The sequence below is a fragment of the Agrococcus sp. SGAir0287 genome, assembly GCF_005484985.1.
Classification (GTDB): Bacteria; Actinomycetota; Actinomycetes; order Actinomycetales; family Microbacteriaceae; genus Agrococcus.
Window position 1 is genome coordinate 2,999,890 of the sequence record NZ_CP027942.1, and the last position, 18,331, is coordinate 3,018,220.

An 18,331-nucleotide genomic window follows, 5' to 3' on the forward strand; every position below is an offset into this window, starting at 1 on the left:
CTGTTCTGTGAGCCGTGCTCACCCTACCTGGGGGACGCGACGGGGCAAGCATCCCGGCGTGTCTGTCCCCCGGAGCCCGAACCGAGGAGCCCGCTCCGCACCGCGCCGCGACGCCCGTGCGCGTCCTATCCTGACCGCATGGACACGCGCCCGGCGATCCTCCTCGCCGCATCCGACGCCGCCGACGTGATCGACCGCGAGTTCCGCGCCCGCTACGACCGCGACTACCGCATCGAGCTGCTGCCCGACGCCGCCGCGACGCTCGCGCGCCTCGCGGAGCTCGTCGACGAGCGCGTCGCCATCGCGATGCTGGGGGCCGCTCGGCACCTGCCCGACGCGACGGGCCTCGACCTGCTGCGCGCGACCCACGCCCTCGCGCCGGCCGCGCGTCGCGTGTCGCTGCTCGCTCCCGGCGAGTACGTCGACGCGATCGACGAGATGCGCGCGGCGATGCTGCGGCGCGACATCGACACCTTCGTCGGCGTGCCGCGCGGCAAGCGCGACGAGGAGTTCCACATCGCGCTCACCGAGCTGCTGTCGGAGTGGGGATGGTCGGTCGCCGGGCCGGTCGTCTCGTCGGCCGACATCGTCGCCGAGCCGGGCGACCGGCGCGTCGGCGCCATCCGCGACCTGCTCGACCGGCTCGGCATGCCGAACCGCACGCTCGCGCCCGACGACCCCGAGGCCCTCGAGATGCTCGTGCTCGCCGGCCCCGATCCCGTCCTCCCGCTCGTGCGATCGTTCACGGGCCAGGTGCTGCAGGATGCGACCCCGGCGCGCGTGAGCGAGGCGATGTACGGGGGCTTCGACGAGATCCCCGACGGCGAGGTCGCCGACGTCGTCGTGATCGGCGCCGGGCCCGCCGGGCTCGCCGCGGCCGTCTACGCGGCCTCCGAGGGGCTCTCGACGATCGTGCTCGAGGGCGACGCGATCGGCGGCCAGGCGGGCTCGTCGTCGATGATCCGCAACTACCTCGGCTTCCCGCGCGGGATCTCGGGCATGCGGCTCGCGCAGCGCTCGCGCATCCAGGCATCCCGCTTCGGCGCGCGCTTCTACACGGGCAGGGAGGCGATCCGCATCGAGCGCGGACCGGCGCACGAGCCCGACCACCATCACGTGCTCGTCGACGGCGCGCAGATGTGCGCGCGGACGATCGTGCTGGCGACGGGCGTGCAGTACCGACGCCTCGCCGTGCCGGGCGTCGACGAGCACGTCGGCAACGGCGTCACCTACGGGTCGGCGACGACCATGGCGCGCGAGCTGCAGGACCGGGATGCGTTCGTCGTCGGTGCGGGCAACTCGGCCGGGCAGGCAGCGGTGCACCTGGCGAAGTTCGCGCGATCGGTGACGCTCGTCGCGCGCCGCGGCGACCTCGCCGAGACGATGTCCGACTACCTCGTGCGCGAGATCGCGGCGCTCGACGCCGTCCGGGTGCGCACCCGGACCCGGATCGTCGACGGCGGCGGGGATGCGCGCCTCGAGCGGCTGACGCTCGAGGACATCGACACCGGCGAGCGGGAGACGGTGCCCGCCGACGGGCTGTGCTGCATGCTCGGCGCGGAGCCCGCGTGCGGCTGGCTGCCGGACGAGATCGCATGCGACGACCACGGCTTCGTGCTCACGGGACGCGACGTGCCGAAGGATGCGTGGATCGACGGCGTGCCGCCGGCGAGCCTCGAGACGACCGTGCGGGGCATCTTCGCGGTCGGCGACGTGCGCGCCGGCTCCATGAAGCGCGTCGCGTCTGCCGCGGGCGAGGGCGCCTCGGCGCTGCCGCTCGTGCACGCAGAGCTCGCGCGGCTGCGCGCGCTGCAGCTCTCGTCGTAGCGGCGCTCGCGGGCTACGAGCGGCGGCGCTCCGGCACGGGCTGCCACGCCTCGAGCGCCGCGATCATCGTGCGGGCGTCGTGGGGACCGCGGTGGCGGGTGCCGTTGATGAAGAAGGTCGGCGTGCCGCGCGCGCCGGAGTCGTGCGCCGACCGGGCGTGCTTGGCGACGCGACGCGCGAGGGCCTCGTCGCGCACGTCCTCGTCGTAGCGCTCGAGGTCGAGGCCGATCTGCTCGGCGTAGCGGCGCAGATCGTGAGCCTCGAGGGCCGACTGGTTCGCGAAGAGCACGTCGTGCATCTCCCAGAACCGATCCTGGCGACCCGCGGCCTCCGCGGCGATCGCCGCACCGCGCGCGTGCGGATGCACGTCGTCGAGCGGCAGGTGCCGCACGACGTAGCGGATCTGCCCGTCGAAGTGCTGCTTGAGGTCCTGCCACATGCCGGTGGCGCGGGCGCAGAACGGGCACTCGAAGTCGAGGTACTCGACGACCGTCAGCACGGCGTCCTCGGGGCCGCGCACGTGGTCCTTCTCGGGATCGACCTCGGGGTCGAGCGTCGAGGGCAGGTCGGCCTCCGTCTCGCCGAGGCGCGTGCGCGCGACCCGGAAGGTGAGCCAGCCGAGGATCGAGGACAGCACGAGCGCGAGCAGCACGCCGACGGTCGCCGCGTCCGCGACCTCGCCCTCGAACGCGAGGGAGATGATGAGCAGGGACATCGTGAAGCCGATGCCCGACAGCGCCGCGCCGCCCGCGACGCTGCCCGGCCCGACGCCGTCGGGCAGCCTGCCGAGGCCCGCGCGCGTGGACGCCCAGGCGCCCAGCCCGATGCCGAGGAACTTGCCGAGCGTGAGCCCGGCGACGACGCCCCACGTGACGGGACTCGTGAGCGCATCGGCGAGCACGCCGCCGCGGAGGTCGACGCCGGCGTTCGCGAGCGCGAAGATCGGCACGATCACGAGCGAGACGGGGCCGCGCAGCACCTCGTGCAGCCGCTGGTTCACCGAGATCGATCGCGCGAGCCCGCGCTGCACGAGTCGAGCCACGCCGGCGTCGGGCGACTGCCAGTAGTCGCGGAAGAGGTACTTCGCCGCCAGCACGTCGCTGCGCTCGGTCGCGGCGGCCGGCACGAGCAGGCCTGCAGCCATGCCCGCGAGCGACGGGTGGACGCCCGACATGAGCGTCGCCGCCCACAGCACGACGATCACGGCCACGTACGGGCTCGAGCGCCACTGCCGCGCCTTGCCGAGCAGGTACAGGAGCACGAGCGCGACCGCGGCGATCCCGAGCGGCACGAGCTGCACGTCCTCGGTGTAGAAGACGCCGATGACGGTGACGGCGAGGAAGTCGTCGACGACCGTGAGGGTGAGGAGGAAGACCCGCAGCTGGTTGGACAGCCGCGGCCCCAGGAGCGCGAGCGCACCGAGCAGGAACGCCGTGTCGGTGCCGATGACGACGCCCCAGCCCTCCGGCGCCGTGCGGCCGGCGATCGCGAGATAGAGGACGGCGGGCAGTGCGACGCCCACGAGGCCGGCGATCAGCGGCACGACGGCGCTGCGGCGATCGCGCAGCGAGCCGACGGCGAGCTCCTCGCGCACCTCGAGGCCGATGAGGAAGAAGAAGATGACCATGAGCCCGTCGTTGACCCAGTGGTGCAGGCTCAGGTCGATCGCGAGGTCGCCGATCGTCACGGCCGCGTGCGTCTCCCACAGGTCGACGTAGGTCTGCGACCACGGCGAGTTCGCCCAGGCGAGCGCCACGAGGGAGACCGCGAGCAGCAGGAGCGCGCTGCCGGACTCCGTGCGCAGACGATCGATCACGGCCTGCGTCCGAGAGATCCGTCGTGTCATGCTCGTGCCCTCTCGCCGCAGCCGCCCGTGCCTGCCTGCACGGTACCCGCCGCGAGGAGCGAACGCATCGCGAGGACGGAGGCATTCCCCGCGCATCGCGTGCAGCGGCTGAGCTCAGCGGTTGCCGTTGCCGTTGCCGCTGTTGCCCCCGCTGCCGCTGCCGTTGCCGCTGTTCCCCGAGGGACCGCTGCCGTTGCCGTTGCCGGCGTTCCCGCTGCCGCCGTTCCCGTTGCCGCCGTTGCCGTTGCCGTTGCCGCCGTCCTCGCTGCTCAGGTCGACGGCGGGAGCCACCCCGGCGGTGCCGCCGCTCGCTGGATCGTCTGCAGGGGCCGGGTCGACGACGGGAGCGACGACCGGCTCCTCGCTCGGCGTCGGCGTCGGAGCGTCGGAGGCGACGGCCGGCGCGGCCGGCGCATCCGAGACCTCGGCCACCTCGGCCGGTGCCGGCGTGCCCGTCGTCGCCTGCGATGCGACCACCGCCGCCACGACGCCCGCCATGACGGCGGCAGCGGTCGTGAGCGCCACGAGGATGGGTCGACGTCGACGGAGCGCGCGATCGCCCGGCGGCGCGGCACGCTGTGCGAGGTCCGCATGGCGGACGTCCGACGCCGTCTGCACGGCGATCGGCATCGTCGCGGTCGGCGGCTCGACGATCGCGGGCACGCGGTCGGCGAGGAGCCCCGCAGCGACCTCGAGGACCTCCTCGGGCGACGGACGGTCGGCGACCTCGCGTGCGGTCATGGCGGCGAGCAGCGTCGCCCATCGCGGATGGATGGACGCCGGGATCACGGGGTCGCGCAGCATGCGGGCCGAGAGCGCCTCGAGGACCGGGCCAGGGAACTCCCGCTCGCCCGTGATCGCCTCGAGCAGCACGAGCCCGAACGAGTAGACGTCGGCGGCCGCCGTCACGGCGCCACCCATCGCCTGCTCGGGGCTGAGATATGCGGCCGTGCCGAGCACCGTGCCCGTCGCCGTGAGTCGCGCGCCGCCCTCGAGCGTCGCGATGCCGAAGTCGGCGAGCCTCGCGTCGAACTCGCGGCCGCGCGACGGCGATGGCGCGAGGAGGATGTTCGACGGCTTCACGTCGCGATGCACGATGCCCCGGGCGTGCACGACGACGAGCGCCTCGGCGAGGTCCACGGCGAGCCGCGCGAGATCGACGTCGGCGATGGGACCGCGACGGCGGCGGCGAGCGAGCGTCGGGCCGTCGACGAGCTCCATGACGATGACGGTGCCGGCGCCCTGCGCGAGGTGGACGGTGGCCGCGTCGAAGACGGTCACGAGCGCGCGGTGGCTCAGGGAGGCGAGCATGTCGACCTCCGCGCGCTCCCGCCGGCGAGCGGTCGCATCCGCGTCCGCGGTCCGCAGCAGCTTGATGGCGACGTCGCGGCCGAGGATCTCGTCGTGCGCGCGATGCACGGTAGCCATGCCGCCCGCGCCGAGCATCGCTCCCACGCGGTAGCGACCCGCGAGGAGGGAGCCGACGAGGAGCGTCGGCGAGGGGAAGTCCTCGGCCATGACGTCGTGAGGCTATGCCCGCGCGACGTGCCGACGAGGAGGGTTGCGCGGCAGGGTGGCCGTGGCCTACGGAGTGGGCGCCGGCTCGGTCGAGGGCGTCGGATCCGCTGGCGTCGTCTCGGTCGGCGGCGCCTCGCTCGGCGGCGGCTCGACGGGCGTGGTCTCGCTCGGCGGCGTCGTCGTCTCGGCGGGCGGCGGCGCGGGCGCCTCGCTCGTCGGCGCGGGTGCCTGCTGCGTCTCGGTCGGGGTCGGCGAGGTCGACGGCGACGCGGGAGCCTCGGTCGTCGGCGTCGGCGAGGTCGACGGCGACGGGCTCGGCGACGGCGTCGACGGCGCGGGATCCGCCTCCTCCGCCGGGGCCGACGGCGTCGGATCCTCGCCGCCCGTCCCCTGGATCGCGAGCGCGCCGACGCCCACGAGGCCCGCGACGATCACGACGCCCACGGTCGCGAGCACCGCGATGCGGCGGCGCCTGCGCGCGGGCACCTGCTCCGTCGCGAGCGGGATGGGGCTCGTCGCGTCGGCGACCGCGGGGCCGGCCGCGCCCATCCCGGCCGCCGCGCCGATCCCGGCACCCGCGGCGGGCAGCAGGATCGTGGGCGGGGCGTCCTCGCCGTCGGATGCGGCGTCGGTCCCGGCGTCGGATGCGAGCACGGCCGTGGGCAGCGCCGCGGTGGCGACGTCGGATCCGGCGGCCGCCGGCACGTGCACCGGGATGCGCTCCAGCTCGACGAGCAGCGCGCGCACCTCGTCGGTCGTGGGCCGATCCGCGGCCTCGCGCGCGGTCATGCCGCGCAGCAGCCACGTCCATCGCTCGTCGAGCGCGGGCGGCATGACAGGGTCGCGCAGCATGCGCGCGGTGACGGCCTCGAGGGCCGGACCGTCGAACTCGCGCTCGCCCGTGATCGCCTCGAGCAGCACGAGGCCGAGAGAGTAGACGTCGGAGGCGGGCCCGACGTCGCCGCCGACGGCCTGCTCGGGGCTCAGGTACGCGGCCGTGCCGAGCACGGCGCCGGTGGCGGTGAGCTCGGCGCCGCCGTCGACGGCAGCGATGCCGAAGTCGGCCAATTTCGCGTCGAACTCGTGCCCGGGCAGCGGCGACGGCGCGAGGAGGATGTTCGACGGCTTCACGTCGCGGTGCACGATGCCCGCGGCGTGCACGACCGCGAGCGCCTCCGCGAGGTCGTGCGCCATGCGCACGAGCTCCGCGTCGGGGATCGGTCCCTCCTCGCGGCGCTGCGCGAGCGTGGGCCCGTCGACGAGCTCCATGACGACGACGATCGAGTCGACGCCGTCGATGCGCGCGCTCACCGCGTCGAACACCGTGACGAGCGCGCGATGGCTCAGCCGCGCGAGCAGCTCGACCTCGGTGCGCTCCCGCTCGTGCGCCGTCGGGTCGCTCGCGCCCGAGCTCACCGCCTTCAGGGCGACGTCGCGGCCGAGCAGCTCGTCGCGTGCGCGATGGACGCTCGCCGTGCCGCCGCGCCCGAGGCGCTCGCCGACGCGATAGCGGCCGGCGAGCAGCGAGCCCGGTGCGAGCGGATGCTCCGCGTCGACCGCGTCCATGTGCATCGCCTCCCGCCGTGCCCCCTGCGATCGTAGGGGGCACGGCGGTGGATCGCCCCCGCTTGCGCCGACGCGTGGTGCGGGCGTAGCGCGCGAGCGCGTCGGGCGTCAGCGGTTCGCCGACTCCCGCCATGCCTTGAGGCCCACGTCGACGCCCTCGACGAGCTCGTCGATGCGGGTCAGCTCCTCCTGCGTCAGCGCAGGCGCGTCGAGGGCTGCGAGGTTCTCGTCGATCTGCGCGGGACGCGAGGCGCCGATGAGCGCCGAGGTCACGACGTCGTCGCGCAGCACCCACTGCAGCGCGAGCTGCGCGAGCGACTGGCCGCGCTCGCGCGCGAGGTCGTTCACGGTGCCGAGGATGCGCACGGTCTCCTCCGGCAGCGGGTTCGACGACAGCGACGCACGCTGCATGCGGCGCTCGGCAGTGCCGTCGCCGAGGTACTTGTCGGTCAGCAGACCCTGCGCGAGCGGCGTGAACGCGATCGCGCCCATGCCCGTCGTGCGCAGCGCATCCGTCAGCCCGTCCTCGATCCAGCGGTTGAGCATCGAGTACGCGGGCTGGTGGATCACGAGCGGCGTGCCGAGGCGCTCGGCGATCGCGTGCGCCTCGACGGTGCGCTCGGCCGAGTACGACGAGATGCCGACGTAGAGCGCCTTGCCCTGGCGCACGAGCGCGTCGAGGGCGCCGATCGTCTCCTCGAGCGGCGTCACGGGGTCGGCGCGGTGCGAGTAGAAGACGTCGACATGGTCGATGCCCATGCGCGTGAGCGACTGCTCGGCGCTCGCGAGGATGTACTTGCGCGAGCCCCACGATCCGTAGGGGCCGGGCCACATCGGGTAGCCGGCCTTCGACGAGATGATGAGCTCGTCGCGGTAGCGCCCGAGGTCCTCGCGCAGCATGCGCCCGAAGTTCGTCTCGGCGGTGCCGGGAGGCGGGCCGTAGTTGTTCGCGAGGTCGAAGTGCGTGATGCCGCGGTCGAACGCGTGGCGCAGCAGCGCGCGCTGGTCGTCGAACGGGATGTTGTCGCCGAAGTTCCACCACAGGCCCAGCGAGATCGCCGGCAGGTAGAGGCCCGAGGTGCCGACCTGGCGGTACCGGTCGACCGCGTACCGGTCGGGCGCGGCCGCGTACGGGCGGTGCAGGTCGAGGGTGTCGGTGGTCCAGCGGGGGGCGTCGTCGCTCACCCGTCCCACGCTAGCGACTCAGTCGCGGCGCACGTACCACTCGGTGAAGTCGCACGCGCGGCCCATCGCATCGAGGCGCACGACCCAGAGGGTGTCGTACGTCGCTCCGTCGGCGTACGACGTGACGCCCTGGATGACGGCGACGTCGCCCTCCTCGGCGACGATGTGCCAGTCGAACGTCCACGACCCCGGCGCGTCCGCCTGCTCGTGCCACATCGCGACGATGGCGTCGATGCCGATCGCCGGCTCGTCGTCGGAGGGATAGCCGCGGTAGATGGCGTCGGGCGCGAACGCCTCGCGCACGACGTCGTCGTCCTCGGTCAGCCACGCATCCACGTAGCGCTCCACGAAGTCCTCGGCACGCGTCATCGCATCGCCCTCCTGGGGCGAGCGTAGCGATGCGGGGCGCCGCCGGGTCAGAGATGGGGCGGGCGCCAGCCGGCGAGCAGAGCCGCCGTGACGCCGTTCGTCCAGCCGAAGCCGTCCTGCAGCTCGTACTCGCCGCCGCCGCCGATGCCGTCGTCGCCGTCGATCTCGTACTTCTCGATGAGGCGGTGCTCGCGCTCGAACACCGATCGCACCGTCGCGATCCACCGCGACGCGATCTCGTCGCCGAGCGGCAGGTCGTGCCTGCGGAAGCCCTCGATCGCCATCCACTGCAGGGGCGCCCAGCCGTTGGGCTGATCCCACTGGTCGCCCGTCGCATGCTCGGTCGTGCCCATGCCGCCGTCGCGCAGCAGCGCGTCCCGCACGGCGGACTCGGTGCGGCGAGCCTGCTCGTCGCTCGCGCAGCCGGCGAAGAGCGGCACGACGCACGCGCCCGTGAGAGATGCGCGCAGCTCGCCCGAGCGGATGTCGCGATCGAGGTAGACGCCGCGATCGTCGTCCCACAGCCAGCGGTCGATCGCCTCGCACCGGTCCTGGGCGGCGGTCGTGAAGATCGCCGCCGACTCGTCGTCGCCGTCCGCCGCGCTTAGGCGCGCGATCTGCCGCTCGAGCACCACGAGCAGCGCGTTGAGGTCGACGGGCACGATGCGCGTCGTCGCGATGGTCGCGAGGTCGTCGGGCACGTCGTTCCACCGCGACGAGAAGTCCCAGCCCGACGCGGCACCCGCACGCAGGTCGCGGTAGACCTCGTGCACGGGGCGATCGGATGCCGCAGCGGTCGCGACGTCCTCGCGGTACGACTCCTCGCGCGGCGAGTCCCGGTCGTCCCAGTAGCGCTGCAGCACCGCGCCGTCGGGCATGGCGACCGACATGCGATGCGCCTCGCCGGGTCGCAGCGCATCCGCGCCGTCCGTCCAGTACGAGTGCTCGCGCCGCAGCGCGTGCAGCAGGTCGCGCGGGTCGACGGCGCCCGCGGCCTCCGCGAGCTGCACCATGCACGCGAGCATCGGCGGCTGCGAACGGCTGAGGTAGTAGGTGCGGTTGCCGTTGGGCATGTGGCCGTAGCGGTCGACGAGGGAGGCGATCGCCGTGACCGCGTCGCGCACGTGGCCGGTGCGGCCGCTCGCCGCGAGGCCGAGCATCGAGAAGTACGTGTCCCAGTAGTAGAGCTCGCGGAACCGACCGCCGGGCACGGGATAGGCCGTCGGCACGTCGATGAGCGAGCCCATCACCTTCGGGGACGCGCGGTGGGTCAGCGGCTCCCACAGCCGGTCGAGGTGCCGTGCGAGGTCGTCGGAGGCGTGCGGGCGGAACCCGCTGTGGGCCGGCTTCGGCTCGTCGAAGTGCTCGCCCACGAACGTCGCGAGGTCGAACCCCTCGCGGTTCCGCTCGCGACGGTACGCGCGCAGGATCTGCTCGGGGTCGTCGCGCGGCACGCAGTCGACGAAGTGCTTCGAGTCCTCGAAGACCTCCCCGTCCTGCACGGCGACGAAGAGCTCCTGGTATCGGTCGGCGGGCGTGAGGGTGTCGGCGGCCATCGGCTCCCCTGGGTCGGCGTCGCTCCAGTCAAGCAGCCACCGCGAGCGGCGGCGGCTGCTTGACCTCGACGGCGCGGCGCCTCAGTCGAGCAGCAGCGCGGGCTCCTCGAGGATCGACGCGACGTCGGCGACGAAGCGCGAGACGATGTCGCCGTCGATCGCGCGGTGGTCGAACGAGCCGCCGACGGTCGTGACGAAGCGCGGACGCACCTCGCCGTCGACGACCCACGGCTTCTGCTTGATCGTGCCGAGCGCGATGATGCCCGTCTCGCCCGGGTTGAGGATCGGGGTGCCCGTGTCCATGCCGAAGACGCCGATGTTCGTGATCGTGATCGTGCCGCGCGCGAGGTCGGCGGGCTGCGTGCGCCCGTCGCGCGCGGTGATCGTGAGCTGCTCGAGCGCCTTCGCGAGCTCGAGCAGCGACATGTCCTGCGCGTCCTTGACGTTCGGCACGAGCAGGCCGCGCGGCGTCGCCGCGGCGATGCCGAGGTTCACGTAGTGGTGCACGACGAGCTCCTCGCCCGTGAACGTCGAGTTCACGTTCGGGTTGCGCCGCACCGCCCACAGCACCGCCCGCGCCATGATGAGCAGCGGCGAGACCTTGACGCCCGCGAAGTCCGTCGACTGCTTGAGCCGGGAGACGAACTCCATCGTGCGCGTCGCATCCACGTCGACGAAGACGCTCACGTGCGGCGCCGAGTACGCCGACTCGACCATCGCCGCCGCGATCGCCTTGCGCACGCCCTTCACGGGGATGCGCTCCTCGCGCTCCCCCGACCACGCCGCCGGCGTCTCGAGATTCTTGAACACGCTCGCCTGCTCCGCGGCGCGCACGACGTCGTCGCGCGTGATCTCGCCTGCGAGCCCCGTGCCGACGACCGAGCGGAGGTCGACGTCGAGGTCGCGCGCGAGCATGCGGATCGGCGGCTTCGCGATCGTCGGCACCGCGGACGCCGCCGGCACCGAGGCGGGGCGGGCGGGCTCGGTGCGCTGCGGCGGCTGCTCGACGGTGCGCGGCTTGCGCCGCCGCGTCTGCGCGTCGCCGCGCACGCCGTAGCCGACGAGCACGGCGCCCGGCTCGTCGTGCGTGATCGTCGCCTGCACGTCGGCGACCGCCTCCTGCGCCTCGAGCGCGGACGGGTCGACCGCCTCCTCGCCGGCCGGCGCGTCGCCGTCCGCGATGCGGATGATGGGCGCACCCACCTCGACGGTGTCGCCCGGCTCGGCGAGCAGCGCCTCGACGCGACCGGCGAACGGGCTCGGCAGCTCGACGAGCGACTTCGCCGTCTCGATCTCGAGGATCACGTCGTTGACGGCGACCTCGTCGCCGACGGCGACCTTCCACGCCACGATCTCGGCCTCGGTGAGGCCCTCGCCGGGATCCGGCAGTCGGAACTCCTGCATCATGCCTCCATCAGTAGGCCAGCACGCGATCGACCGCGTCGAGCACGCGATCCGCGTCCGGCAGGTACACGGCCTCGAGCGCTGCCGGCGGGAAGGGCGCATCGAATCCCGACACGCGCAGCACGGGCGCCTCGAGCGAGTAGAAGGCGCGCTCGTGGATCGTGGCGGCGACCTCCGATCCCACCGACACGTGGCCGGGCGCCTCCTGCGCCACGACGACGCGACCGGTGCGCTGCGCCGACTCGACGATGGGCGCGAAGTCGATCGGCGACAGCGAGCGCAGGTCGACGACCTCGCACGACGTGCCCTCGCCCTCCGCGATCTGCGCGGCCTGCAGCAGCACGTGCACCATGGCGCCGTGGCCGACGAGCGTCACGTCGGTGCCGGAGCGCGCGACGACGGATCGGTGCAGCGGGCCGGGAGGGGCCGAGCGATCGACCTCGCCCTTCGCCCAGTACTTCGCCTTCGGCTCGAGGAAGATCACGGGGTCGTTGCCCTGGATCGCCTGCTGGATCATCCAGTAGGCGTCGTTCGCGGTCGACGGCGACACGACCCTGAGGCCCGAGGTGTGCGCGAAGTACGCCTCCGGGCTCTCCTGGTGGTGCTCGACCGCGCCGATGTGCCCGCCGTAGGGGATGCGGATGACGACGGGGAACGACACGGCGCCCGCGTGCCGAGCGGTGAGCTTCGCCAGCTGCGACACGATCTGGTCGAACGCGGGGTAGACGAAGCCGTCGAACTGGATCTCGCACACCGGGCGGTAGCCGCGCATCGCGAGGCCGATCGCTGCGCCGACGATGCCCGACTCGGCCAGCGGCGTGTCGATGACGCGCGCGGTGCCGAACTCGGCCTGCAGCCCGTCGGTGACGCGGAAGACGCCGCCGAGCGGCCCGATGTCCTCGCCGAGCAGCACGACCGAGTCGTCGGCGGCCATCGCGGCGCGCATGCCGGCGGTGAGGGCCTTCGCGATCGGCATCTGCTCCGTCGCGGGCGCGGCCGCCTCCGGGGTCGCCTGCTCGCTCATGCGTCGCCTCCGAACGTCGCCTCGAACTCCGCGAGCGCGAGCTTCTGCTGCGCGAGCGGCTCGTGCGGATCCGTGTAGACGTGGTCGAAGATCACGTCGCTGGGCGGGCTGCTCGCCTCCAGCGTGCGGCGGCGCACGTCAGCGGCGGTGTCGGCGGCCTCCTCGTCGATGTTCCGCAGCAGCGCGTCCTCCACGCCCTGCGCGCGCAGGTGTGCCGCAAGGCGGGCGATGGGGTCGCGGCGCTGCCACGCCGCCTCCTCCTCGCTCGAGCGGTAGCGCGTCGGGTCGTCGCTCGTCGTGTGGGCGCCCATCCGGTAGGTGTCGGCGACGACGTACCCGGGGCCGGAGCCTGCGCGCGCGGCGTCGAGCTCGGCGCGGCCGACGGCGAAGGCGATGAGCGGATCGTTGCCGTCGATCCAGTGGGCCCGATGGCCGAACCCGCGGGCGCGCAGGTGCAGCGGCGTGCGCGACTGCACGCGCGAGGGCACGGAGATCGCCCACTTGTTGTCCTGCACGTACGTCACGAGCGGCGCGTCGAACGTCGAGGAGAAGACGAGGCTCTCGGAGGCGTCGCCCTGGCTCGTCGCCCCGTCGCCGTAGCAGACGAGCACCGCCTCGTCGCGCTCGACGTCGCCCGTGCCGACCGCGCCGTCCATCGTCACGCCCATCGCGTAGCCCGTCGCGTGCAGCGACTGCGTGGCGATGACGAGGGAGTAGATGCGGCACCCGCGCGTCGCCGCGGGATCCCAGCCGCCGTGGCGCGCGCCGCGGAAGACGTCGACGATCTGCATCCACTCCACGCCGCGCACGTGCGCGATGACGTGCTCGCGGTACGACGGGAAGACGGTGTCCTGGTCGCGCATCGCGAACGCCATGCCGACCTGGCCGCCCTCCTGTCCGACGGAGGGGACCCACAAGCCCAGGCGCCCCTGCCGCTGCAGGTTGCGCGCCTCCATGTCGACGGCGCGCGTCACGACCATCGCGCGCTGCATCGCGATGCGGTCCTCGAGCGTCAGCGCGTCGGCGAGGGCATGCCAGCGCTCGGTCTCGGCGCCGTGCACGAGGGCGCCGTCGGCGTCGAGCAGCCGCAGCGGCTCGTCGAGGTCGGCGAGGGCCACCGTCACGCGAGCTCCCGGATGCGACGCACGGCCTCGACGATGCCGTCGTGCGCCTCGCGCTCGGCGATCGTGATGCGCACGCCGTCGGGGAACTGCCGCGCGACGATGCGGACGTCGTCGAGGATGCCGGCGATCGCCTCGGCCTGGTCGGGGCGAGCGGCGACCCAGATGAAGTTGCCGTGCGCGTGCGGCACGGGGGTCCCGGCGTCCGCGAGCCGCTGCTGCAGCGCGTCGCGGTCGGCTGCGAGCTGCTCGACACGGGCGAAGAGCTCGCCCTCGGCCTCGAGGCTCGCGAGCGCGGCGGCGGTCGCGAGGCCCGTGACCGACAGCGGGATGCCCGAGATGGTGGCGGCGGCGACGATCGACGGATCGCCGATCGCGTAGCCGACGCGCAGGCCGGCGAGGCCGTACGCCTTCGAGAACGTGCGCAGGATCACGACGTTGTCGTGGGCGGCCTGCGCCGCGAGGCCGTCGACCGTCGGAGCCTGCACGAACTCGACGTATGCCTCGTCGAGCATGACGAGCACGTCGGAGGGCACCTGCGCGATGAAGGCGTCCCACTGCTCCTGGGTCACGATCGGACCCGTGGGGTTGTTGGGGCTGCAGACGAAGACGGCACGCGTGCGCTCGGTGATGGCGGCTGCCATGGCCGGCAGGTCGTGCTCGGCCGTCTCGGTGAGCGGCACCATGATCGGCGTCGCGCCCGAGACCTGCACGAGCAGCGGGTACGCCTCGAACGAGCGCCACGCGAAGACGACCTCGTCGCCGGGCCCGGCGACCGCGGTGACGAGCTGCATGATCGCCGACACCGAGCCGTCGGAGACGAGGATGCGCTCCGGCGCGACGCCGTGCTTCGCGGCGAGCGCGGCGACGAGCGACGGGGCGCCCGCGGCGGGATAGCGGTTCACGGTCGACGCCTGCTCGACGATCGCATCGACGACCGAGGGCAGCGGCGGGAAGGGGTTCTCGTTGCTCGAGAGCTTGAATCCGCCCTCGGGAGCTGGCCGCCCTTGCTTGTAGGCGGGGATGGCCATGATGGCGTCACGCAGTCGTACCGGCACTGACCCAGGCTATGGCGAAGGCTCGCCTCATGGGGCATGAGGACGGTGGATGCCAAGATGTCGGCATGCGCTTCCTGCTGCGAATCGCCGGCACCGCCCTGTCGATCTGGGTCGTCACGCTCATCGTGCCCGGGATCCGGGTCGTGCCGTGGGCCGAGGGCGTCTGGCCGGAGGTCGGCACGCTGCTGCTCGTCGCCGTCGTGTTCGGCGTCATCAACGCCACGATCGGCAACCTCATCCGCATCGTCGCCTTCCCCATCTACCTCCTGACGCTCGGCATCGCTGCGCTGTTCGTGAACGCGCTGCTGCTCATGTGCGTGCACTGGCTGTCGGAGGCCGTCGGCTTCGGCCTGTGGATCGAGGGCTTCTGGTGGGGCTTCCTCGGCGCGATCCTCATCTCGTTCGGCACCTGGCTCGTCACCGTGATCACGCGGCCGCTGTGGCGGCGTGAGCGTGCGCGCGACCGCGACTGACCGCGTCCGGACGTTTCCGGCAAGGCCTGGAATGCGTCACGGCTCGCGCCGTTGCATCGAGGCATGAGCGAGCAGACGATGCAGGCGGTCGTGTACGACGCGTTCGGCGGGCCCGAGCGGCTCGAGGTGCGCGAGATCCCGGCCCCGACGCCCGGGCCCGGCGAGGTGCGCATCCGCGTGCTGCGCGCCGGCGTGAACCCCGTCGACTGGAAGGTGCTCGGCGGCGGGCTGCGCGGCCTGATGCACCATGCGCTGCCCATCGTGCCGGGCTGGGACGTCGCGGGCGTCGTCGACGCGCTCGGTCCCGACGTGCCCGAGCTCGCCGTCGGCGACGAGGTGCTGTCGTACGCGCGCAAGGACTGGGTGCAGCAGGGCACGTTCGCCGAGCTCGTCACCGTGCGCGCCGTCGACGTCGCGAGGAAGCCCGCCGGCATGTCGTGGGATGCGGCGGGTGCCCTGCCGCTCGCGGGGCTCACGGCCGAGCGCGTGCTCGACGCCGCCGGCGTCGGCGCCGACGACGTGCTGCTCGTGCACGGCGCGTCGGGCGGCGTCGGCACGCTCGCGGTGCAGCTCGCGCGGCTGCGCGGGGCACGCGTGATCGGCACCGGATCGCCGTCGGGCCACGACCGGCTGCGTGCGCTCGGCGCCGAGCCCGTCGCGTACGGCGAGGGGCTCGTGGACGCGGTCCGCGCCCTCGCGCCGGGCGGCGTCGACGCCGTGATCGACCTCGTCGGCGGCGTGCTGGAGCAGACGCTCGCGGTGCTGCGGGATGGCGGTCGCCACGCGTCGATCGCCGACTCGTCCGCCGAGCAGCACGGTGGGCGCTGGGTGTGGGTGCGTCCCGACGGACCGCGGCTCGAAGCCCTCGCCCAGCGCGTGGCGAGCGGCGAGCTCGACGTCGAGATCGCGGGCTCGTACCCGCTCGACGACGTCGCCGGAGCCTTCGCGCAGAGCAGCTCGGGCACCACGCGCGGCAAGCTCGTCATCCACGTCGCGGACTGAGCGGCGCGCTCACCGCTGCACGTCCCATCCGGCCGACTCGACGGACACCGGGTCCGCTGCCGACTGGATCGGCTGCCACACGGCGTCGACGACCGCGTCGCCCTGCGCGTCGAGCCGAGCGGCGGTGTCGGCGTAGGCCTCGGGGTAGTGCCCGCCGACGGCGAGCCCGGCGAGCGGCTCGCCGCCCGGCTCGTAGCGATCGGTCGCGATCGCCGCGAGGTCGGGAGAGCCCTCGAGCACGAGACGGCCCTCGCCGTGCCGACCGCCGAGCGCCGAGACGACGTCGGAGTCGTTCTGCACCGCGACGGCCGTCGTGCCGCTCGGCGTGCCCATCGCGCCGACGGGCGCGCCGAAGGTGACCACCGACTGCACCGCGACGCGGGCGCCGAGCGCCGCGCCCGCGACGGCGGCGCCGCCCTGCGAGTAGCCGAACAGCTGCACGACATCGCCGTCGGCGACCCCCGCCTCCTCCATCGCCGCGACCACGGCGGCAGCGCTGCCGACGGTCGGGGCGCCCTCGACGTTCATGGCGTTCTCGAGGTTCGACGTCATGTCGTAGGCGGTGTCGGGGTCGTCGAGGGCGAAGGACTCCGTGCCGCCCGCGAAGACCTGCCAGACGACGGTGCCGTCGGCGAGCTCGTAGCGGTCGACCTCGACGTTCGACTCCATGGCCTGGATGCGGGCGAACGCGTCGGCGTACGAGGCGACGGGCTGCTGGTCGACGGCGGCGCCCGACGGGCCGCGCTCGATCGTCACGGGCACGGAGCCGGGCAGCCGCGGCGGATGGCCGGAGACGATGAGCCCCAGCAGGGTCGCCGCGGCGGCACCGGCGCCCAGCGCCACGTCGTCGTCGAGCCGCGCCGGCGCGACCATGGCGAAGCCCGCGCCGACGTCGTCGAGCTGCGAGACGGCGAGCCGGATGGCGTCGACGAACGCGGGATGGTTCAGCAGGTCGGGTCCGTGCTGCTGCACGAGGGTCTGCAGGCCCTGCAGCAGGGGCGCGGCGAGGCGGCTCGCGGCATCGAGCCCCGCCCCGACGAGGCTCACGACGTGCGGGTTGCGCATCGCGATCGCCATCAGCGGCGCCGACAGCAGCCCAGCGCCGACGACCGCGACCCCGATGCCACCCGTCACGACGGTGCGTGCGGCGGCCCCGATGCCCACGGCGAGCGTGTCGGCCGCCCAGTCGACCGCCCCGCGCACGACGGCGTCGGTCGTCGCGTACGACCAGCCGGCGAGGTCGACGGCTGCCCCGAGCCGGATGACGTCCGCGAGCGCATGGCTGCATCCCGCCTCCGCGTCGGCGGCGAGCGCCTGCGCGCCGGCCACGGCGGCGGCTTCGCCTGGCGCGAGCGCGGCGAGCGCCGGCGCGCTGCGCGTCCGCAGCCTCGCCTGCGCGCGCTCGAGCGCGTCGCGGGCGGCGTCGAGGTCGGCGCGCACGGCGTGCGCGGCATCCGGGCTCCAGCCGACGAGCGTCATGCGAGCACCTGGTCGACGAGCGGCACGGCGCGGTCGAGGTCGGCGTGCACGACGTCGATCGCGAGCGCGAGCCGATCGAGCGCGTCGCGCAGCGCCTGCGACGCCGGCCCGAACCAGTCGAGCGTCGTCGACGGCGTCGCCTCCGTCGCAGCGGCCGCCGCGCCGCGCGCGGCGACGAGGTCGTCGCGCAGCGCGACGAGGGATGCGTGGGCCGCCGCGCGCACGGCGGCCTGCAGGGGATCGGTGGGGACGAAGGGTGCGGGCACGACGGGCACACTGGCCCGCTCCGCCGTCGTCCGGGGTCGACCTGCACGCGGCCTGTGGATGGGCGGGCATCCCTCCCGCCTGTGGAGGATCCTTGCCATGATGTGCCTGTGACCATGGACCCCGCGTTCCTCGACGCGTCGCGGTTCCGCATCTGCTTCGTGTGCACCGGCAACATCTGCCGGTCGCCCATGGCGTCGGCGGTGCTGCGGCGGCTCGCCGACGAGCACGGCGTCGCGGACCGCGTGCTCGTGACGAGCGCGGGCGTGAGCGACTACCACGTGGGCGAGACCGCCGACGAGCGCACCATCGCAGCGCTGGAGCGCGCCGGCTACCCCGCGTCGGACCACCGCGCGAAGCACTTCACGCGCAAGTGGTTCGACCGCTTCGACCTCGTCATCGCGCTCGATCGCGGGCAGGAGCGCGTGCTGCGGCAGCTGGCGCGGGACGACGAGGCGCGCTCGAAGGTGCGGCTGCTCATGGCCTTCGAGTCCGACCCGCCGACGCTCGACGTGCCGGATCCGTACTACTCGGAGCCGGAGACCTTCGACGCGGTGCTCCAGCAGATCGAGTCGGCGTGCCGGCGGCTGTTCCGCCAGATCCATCCCGTGCTCGCCGCCTCGCGGCGCGGCTGAGCCT

16 protein-coding genes are annotated in these 18,331 nt (G+C 73.7%); 4 read left to right on the forward strand and 12 right to left on the reverse strand.

Features of this window, described 5'->3' with window-relative positions; all coding sequences use genetic code 11:
* The first annotated feature begins 138 nt into the window (after positions 1–138).
* Positions 139–1,827, forward strand: a complete 1,689-nt coding sequence (locus tag C1N71_RS14360; RefSeq protein ID WP_137757036.1) for an FAD-dependent oxidoreductase — start codon at positions 139–141, stop codon at positions 1,825–1,827.
* A 13-nt stretch (positions 1,828–1,840) separates the two neighbouring features.
* Here C1N71_RS14360 and nhaA read toward each other — a convergent pair whose 3' ends face one another.
* The 10 genes from nhaA to C1N71_RS14410 form a co-directional block, all read right to left on the reverse strand.
* Entirely contained in the window at positions 1,841–3,643 is a 1,803-nt protein-coding gene (nhaA, locus tag C1N71_RS14365; protein WP_441297086.1) for a Na+/H+ antiporter NhaA, read from the reverse strand.
* Between the two features lie 144 nt (positions 3,644–3,787).
* On the reverse strand, positions 3,788–5,191 hold the full coding sequence (locus C1N71_RS14370; RefSeq protein ID WP_137757038.1) for a serine/threonine-protein kinase: 1,404 nt from the start codon (positions 5,189–5,191) through the stop codon (positions 3,788–3,790).
* Between the two features lie 66 nt (positions 5,192–5,257).
* Positions 5,258–6,757, reverse strand: a complete 1,500-nt coding sequence (locus C1N71_RS14375) for a serine/threonine-protein kinase (RefSeq protein ID WP_175414253.1) — start codon at positions 6,755–6,757, stop codon at positions 5,258–5,260.
* 108 nt (positions 6,758–6,865) lie between these two features.
* Positions 6,866–7,942, reverse strand: a complete 1,077-nt coding sequence (locus C1N71_RS14380; protein ID WP_137757040.1) for an aldo/keto reductase — start codon at positions 7,940–7,942, stop codon at positions 6,866–6,868.
* An 18-nt stretch (positions 7,943–7,960) separates the two neighbouring features.
* A complete protein-coding gene (locus C1N71_RS14385; protein ID WP_137757041.1) occupies positions 7,961–8,311 on the reverse strand; it encodes a nuclear transport factor 2 family protein in 351 nt (116 codons plus the stop codon).
* Positions 8,312–8,358: 47 nt separating this feature from the next.
* Positions 8,359–9,867 (reverse strand): alpha,alpha-trehalase TreF, encoded by a 1,509-nt coding sequence (gene treF, locus C1N71_RS14390; RefSeq protein WP_137757042.1) that lies wholly within the window; start codon positions 9,865–9,867, stop codon positions 8,359–8,361.
* A gap of 81 nt (positions 9,868–9,948) precedes the next feature.
* Positions 9,949–11,274: a dihydrolipoamide acetyltransferase family protein gene (locus C1N71_RS14395; RefSeq protein WP_441297087.1), complete on the reverse strand. Its 1,326-nt coding sequence runs from the start codon at positions 11,272–11,274 to the stop codon at positions 9,949–9,951.
* A gap of 7 nt (positions 11,275–11,281) precedes the next feature.
* Positions 11,282–12,295, reverse strand: coding sequence for an alpha-ketoacid dehydrogenase subunit beta (locus C1N71_RS14400; RefSeq protein ID WP_254678026.1), 1,014 nt, complete (start codon positions 12,293–12,295; stop codon positions 11,282–11,284).
* The gene (locus C1N71_RS14405) at positions 12,292–13,419 is read right to left on the reverse strand and encodes a thiamine pyrophosphate-dependent enzyme (RefSeq protein WP_254678027.1); all 1,128 of its coding nucleotides are present in this window, start codon (positions 13,417–13,419) and stop codon (positions 12,292–12,294) included. The genes C1N71_RS14400 and C1N71_RS14405 overlap by 4 nt, the downstream gene beginning before the upstream one ends.
* Complete coding sequence (locus C1N71_RS14410; RefSeq protein ID WP_368074131.1) at positions 13,416–14,474, reverse strand: histidinol-phosphate transaminase; 1,059 nt, start codon at positions 14,472–14,474, stop codon at positions 13,416–13,418. Before C1N71_RS14410 ends, C1N71_RS14405 begins: the two co-directional genes overlap by 4 nt.
* A 65-nt stretch (positions 14,475–14,539) precedes the next feature.
* On the opposite strand from C1N71_RS14410, the gene C1N71_RS14415 reads away from it, so the two are divergent.
* Together C1N71_RS14415 and C1N71_RS14420 are read left to right on the forward strand one after the other, a co-directional pair.
* Positions 14,540–14,947, forward strand: a complete 408-nt coding sequence (locus tag C1N71_RS14415; RefSeq protein ID WP_137757043.1) for a phage holin family protein — start codon at positions 14,540–14,542, stop codon at positions 14,945–14,947.
* 63 nt (positions 14,948–15,010) lie between these two features.
* Positions 15,011–15,949 (forward strand): NADP-dependent oxidoreductase, encoded by a 939-nt coding sequence (locus C1N71_RS14420; protein ID WP_368074132.1) that lies wholly within the window; start codon positions 15,011–15,013, stop codon positions 15,947–15,949.
* Between the two features lie 9 nt (positions 15,950–15,958).
* Here the strand turns inward: C1N71_RS14420 and C1N71_RS14425 are convergent, their stop codons facing one another.
* Positions 15,959–17,428 (reverse strand): hypothetical protein, encoded by a 1,470-nt coding sequence (locus C1N71_RS14425; protein WP_137757044.1) that lies wholly within the window; start codon positions 17,426–17,428, stop codon positions 15,959–15,961.
* On the reverse strand, positions 17,425–17,694 hold the full coding sequence (locus C1N71_RS14430; RefSeq protein ID WP_137757045.1) for a hypothetical protein: 270 nt from the start codon (positions 17,692–17,694) through the stop codon (positions 17,425–17,427). The genes C1N71_RS14425 and C1N71_RS14430 overlap by 4 nt, the downstream gene beginning before the upstream one ends.
* 114 nt (positions 17,695–17,808) lie before the next feature.
* Here C1N71_RS14430 and C1N71_RS14435 point away from each other — a divergent pair, with 114 nt between their 5' ends.
* Positions 17,809–18,327, forward strand: a complete 519-nt coding sequence (locus C1N71_RS14435) for a low molecular weight protein-tyrosine-phosphatase (RefSeq protein WP_137757371.1) — start codon at positions 17,809–17,811, stop codon at positions 18,325–18,327.
* The last annotated feature ends 4 nt before the right edge of the window (positions 18,328–18,331 follow it).

Excerpts from the sequence above, each read along its gene's own strand:
- C1N71_RS14360 (WP_137757036.1), top strand. The coding sequence starts at position 139 with ATGGACACGCGCCCGGCGATCCTCCTCGCCGCATCCGACGCCGCCGAC.
- C1N71_RS14370 (WP_137757038.1), bottom strand. The coding sequence starts at position 5,191 with ATGGCCGAGGACTTCCCCTCGCCGACGCTCCTCGTCGGCTCCCTCCTC.
- C1N71_RS14375 (WP_175414253.1), bottom strand. The coding sequence starts at position 6,757 with ATGGACGCGGTCGACGCGGAGCATCCGCTCGCACCGGGCTCGCTGCTC.
- C1N71_RS14385 (WP_137757041.1), bottom strand. The coding sequence starts at position 8,311 with ATGACGCGTGCCGAGGACTTCGTGGAGCGCTACGTGGATGCGTGGCTG.
- treF (WP_137757042.1), bottom strand. The coding sequence starts at position 9,867 with ATGGCCGCCGACACCCTCACGCCCGCCGACCGATACCAGGAGCTCTTC.
- C1N71_RS14395 (WP_441297087.1), bottom strand. The coding sequence starts at position 11,274 with ATGATGCAGGAGTTCCGACTGCCGGATCCCGGCGAGGGCCTCACCGAG.
- C1N71_RS14400 (WP_254678026.1), bottom strand. The coding sequence starts at position 12,295 with ATGAGCGAGCAGGCGACCCCGGAGGCGGCCGCGCCCGCGACGGAGCAG.
- C1N71_RS14415 (WP_137757043.1), top strand. The coding sequence starts at position 14,540 with ATGCGCTTCCTGCTGCGAATCGCCGGCACCGCCCTGTCGATCTGGGTC.
- C1N71_RS14420 (WP_368074132.1), top strand. The coding sequence starts at position 15,011 with ATGAGCGAGCAGACGATGCAGGCGGTCGTGTACGACGCGTTCGGCGGG.
- C1N71_RS14425 (WP_137757044.1), bottom strand. The coding sequence starts at position 17,428 with ATGACGCTCGTCGGCTGGAGCCCGGATGCCGCGCACGCCGTGCGCGCC.
- C1N71_RS14435 (WP_137757371.1), top strand. The coding sequence starts at position 17,809 with ATGGACCCCGCGTTCCTCGACGCGTCGCGGTTCCGCATCTGCTTCGTG.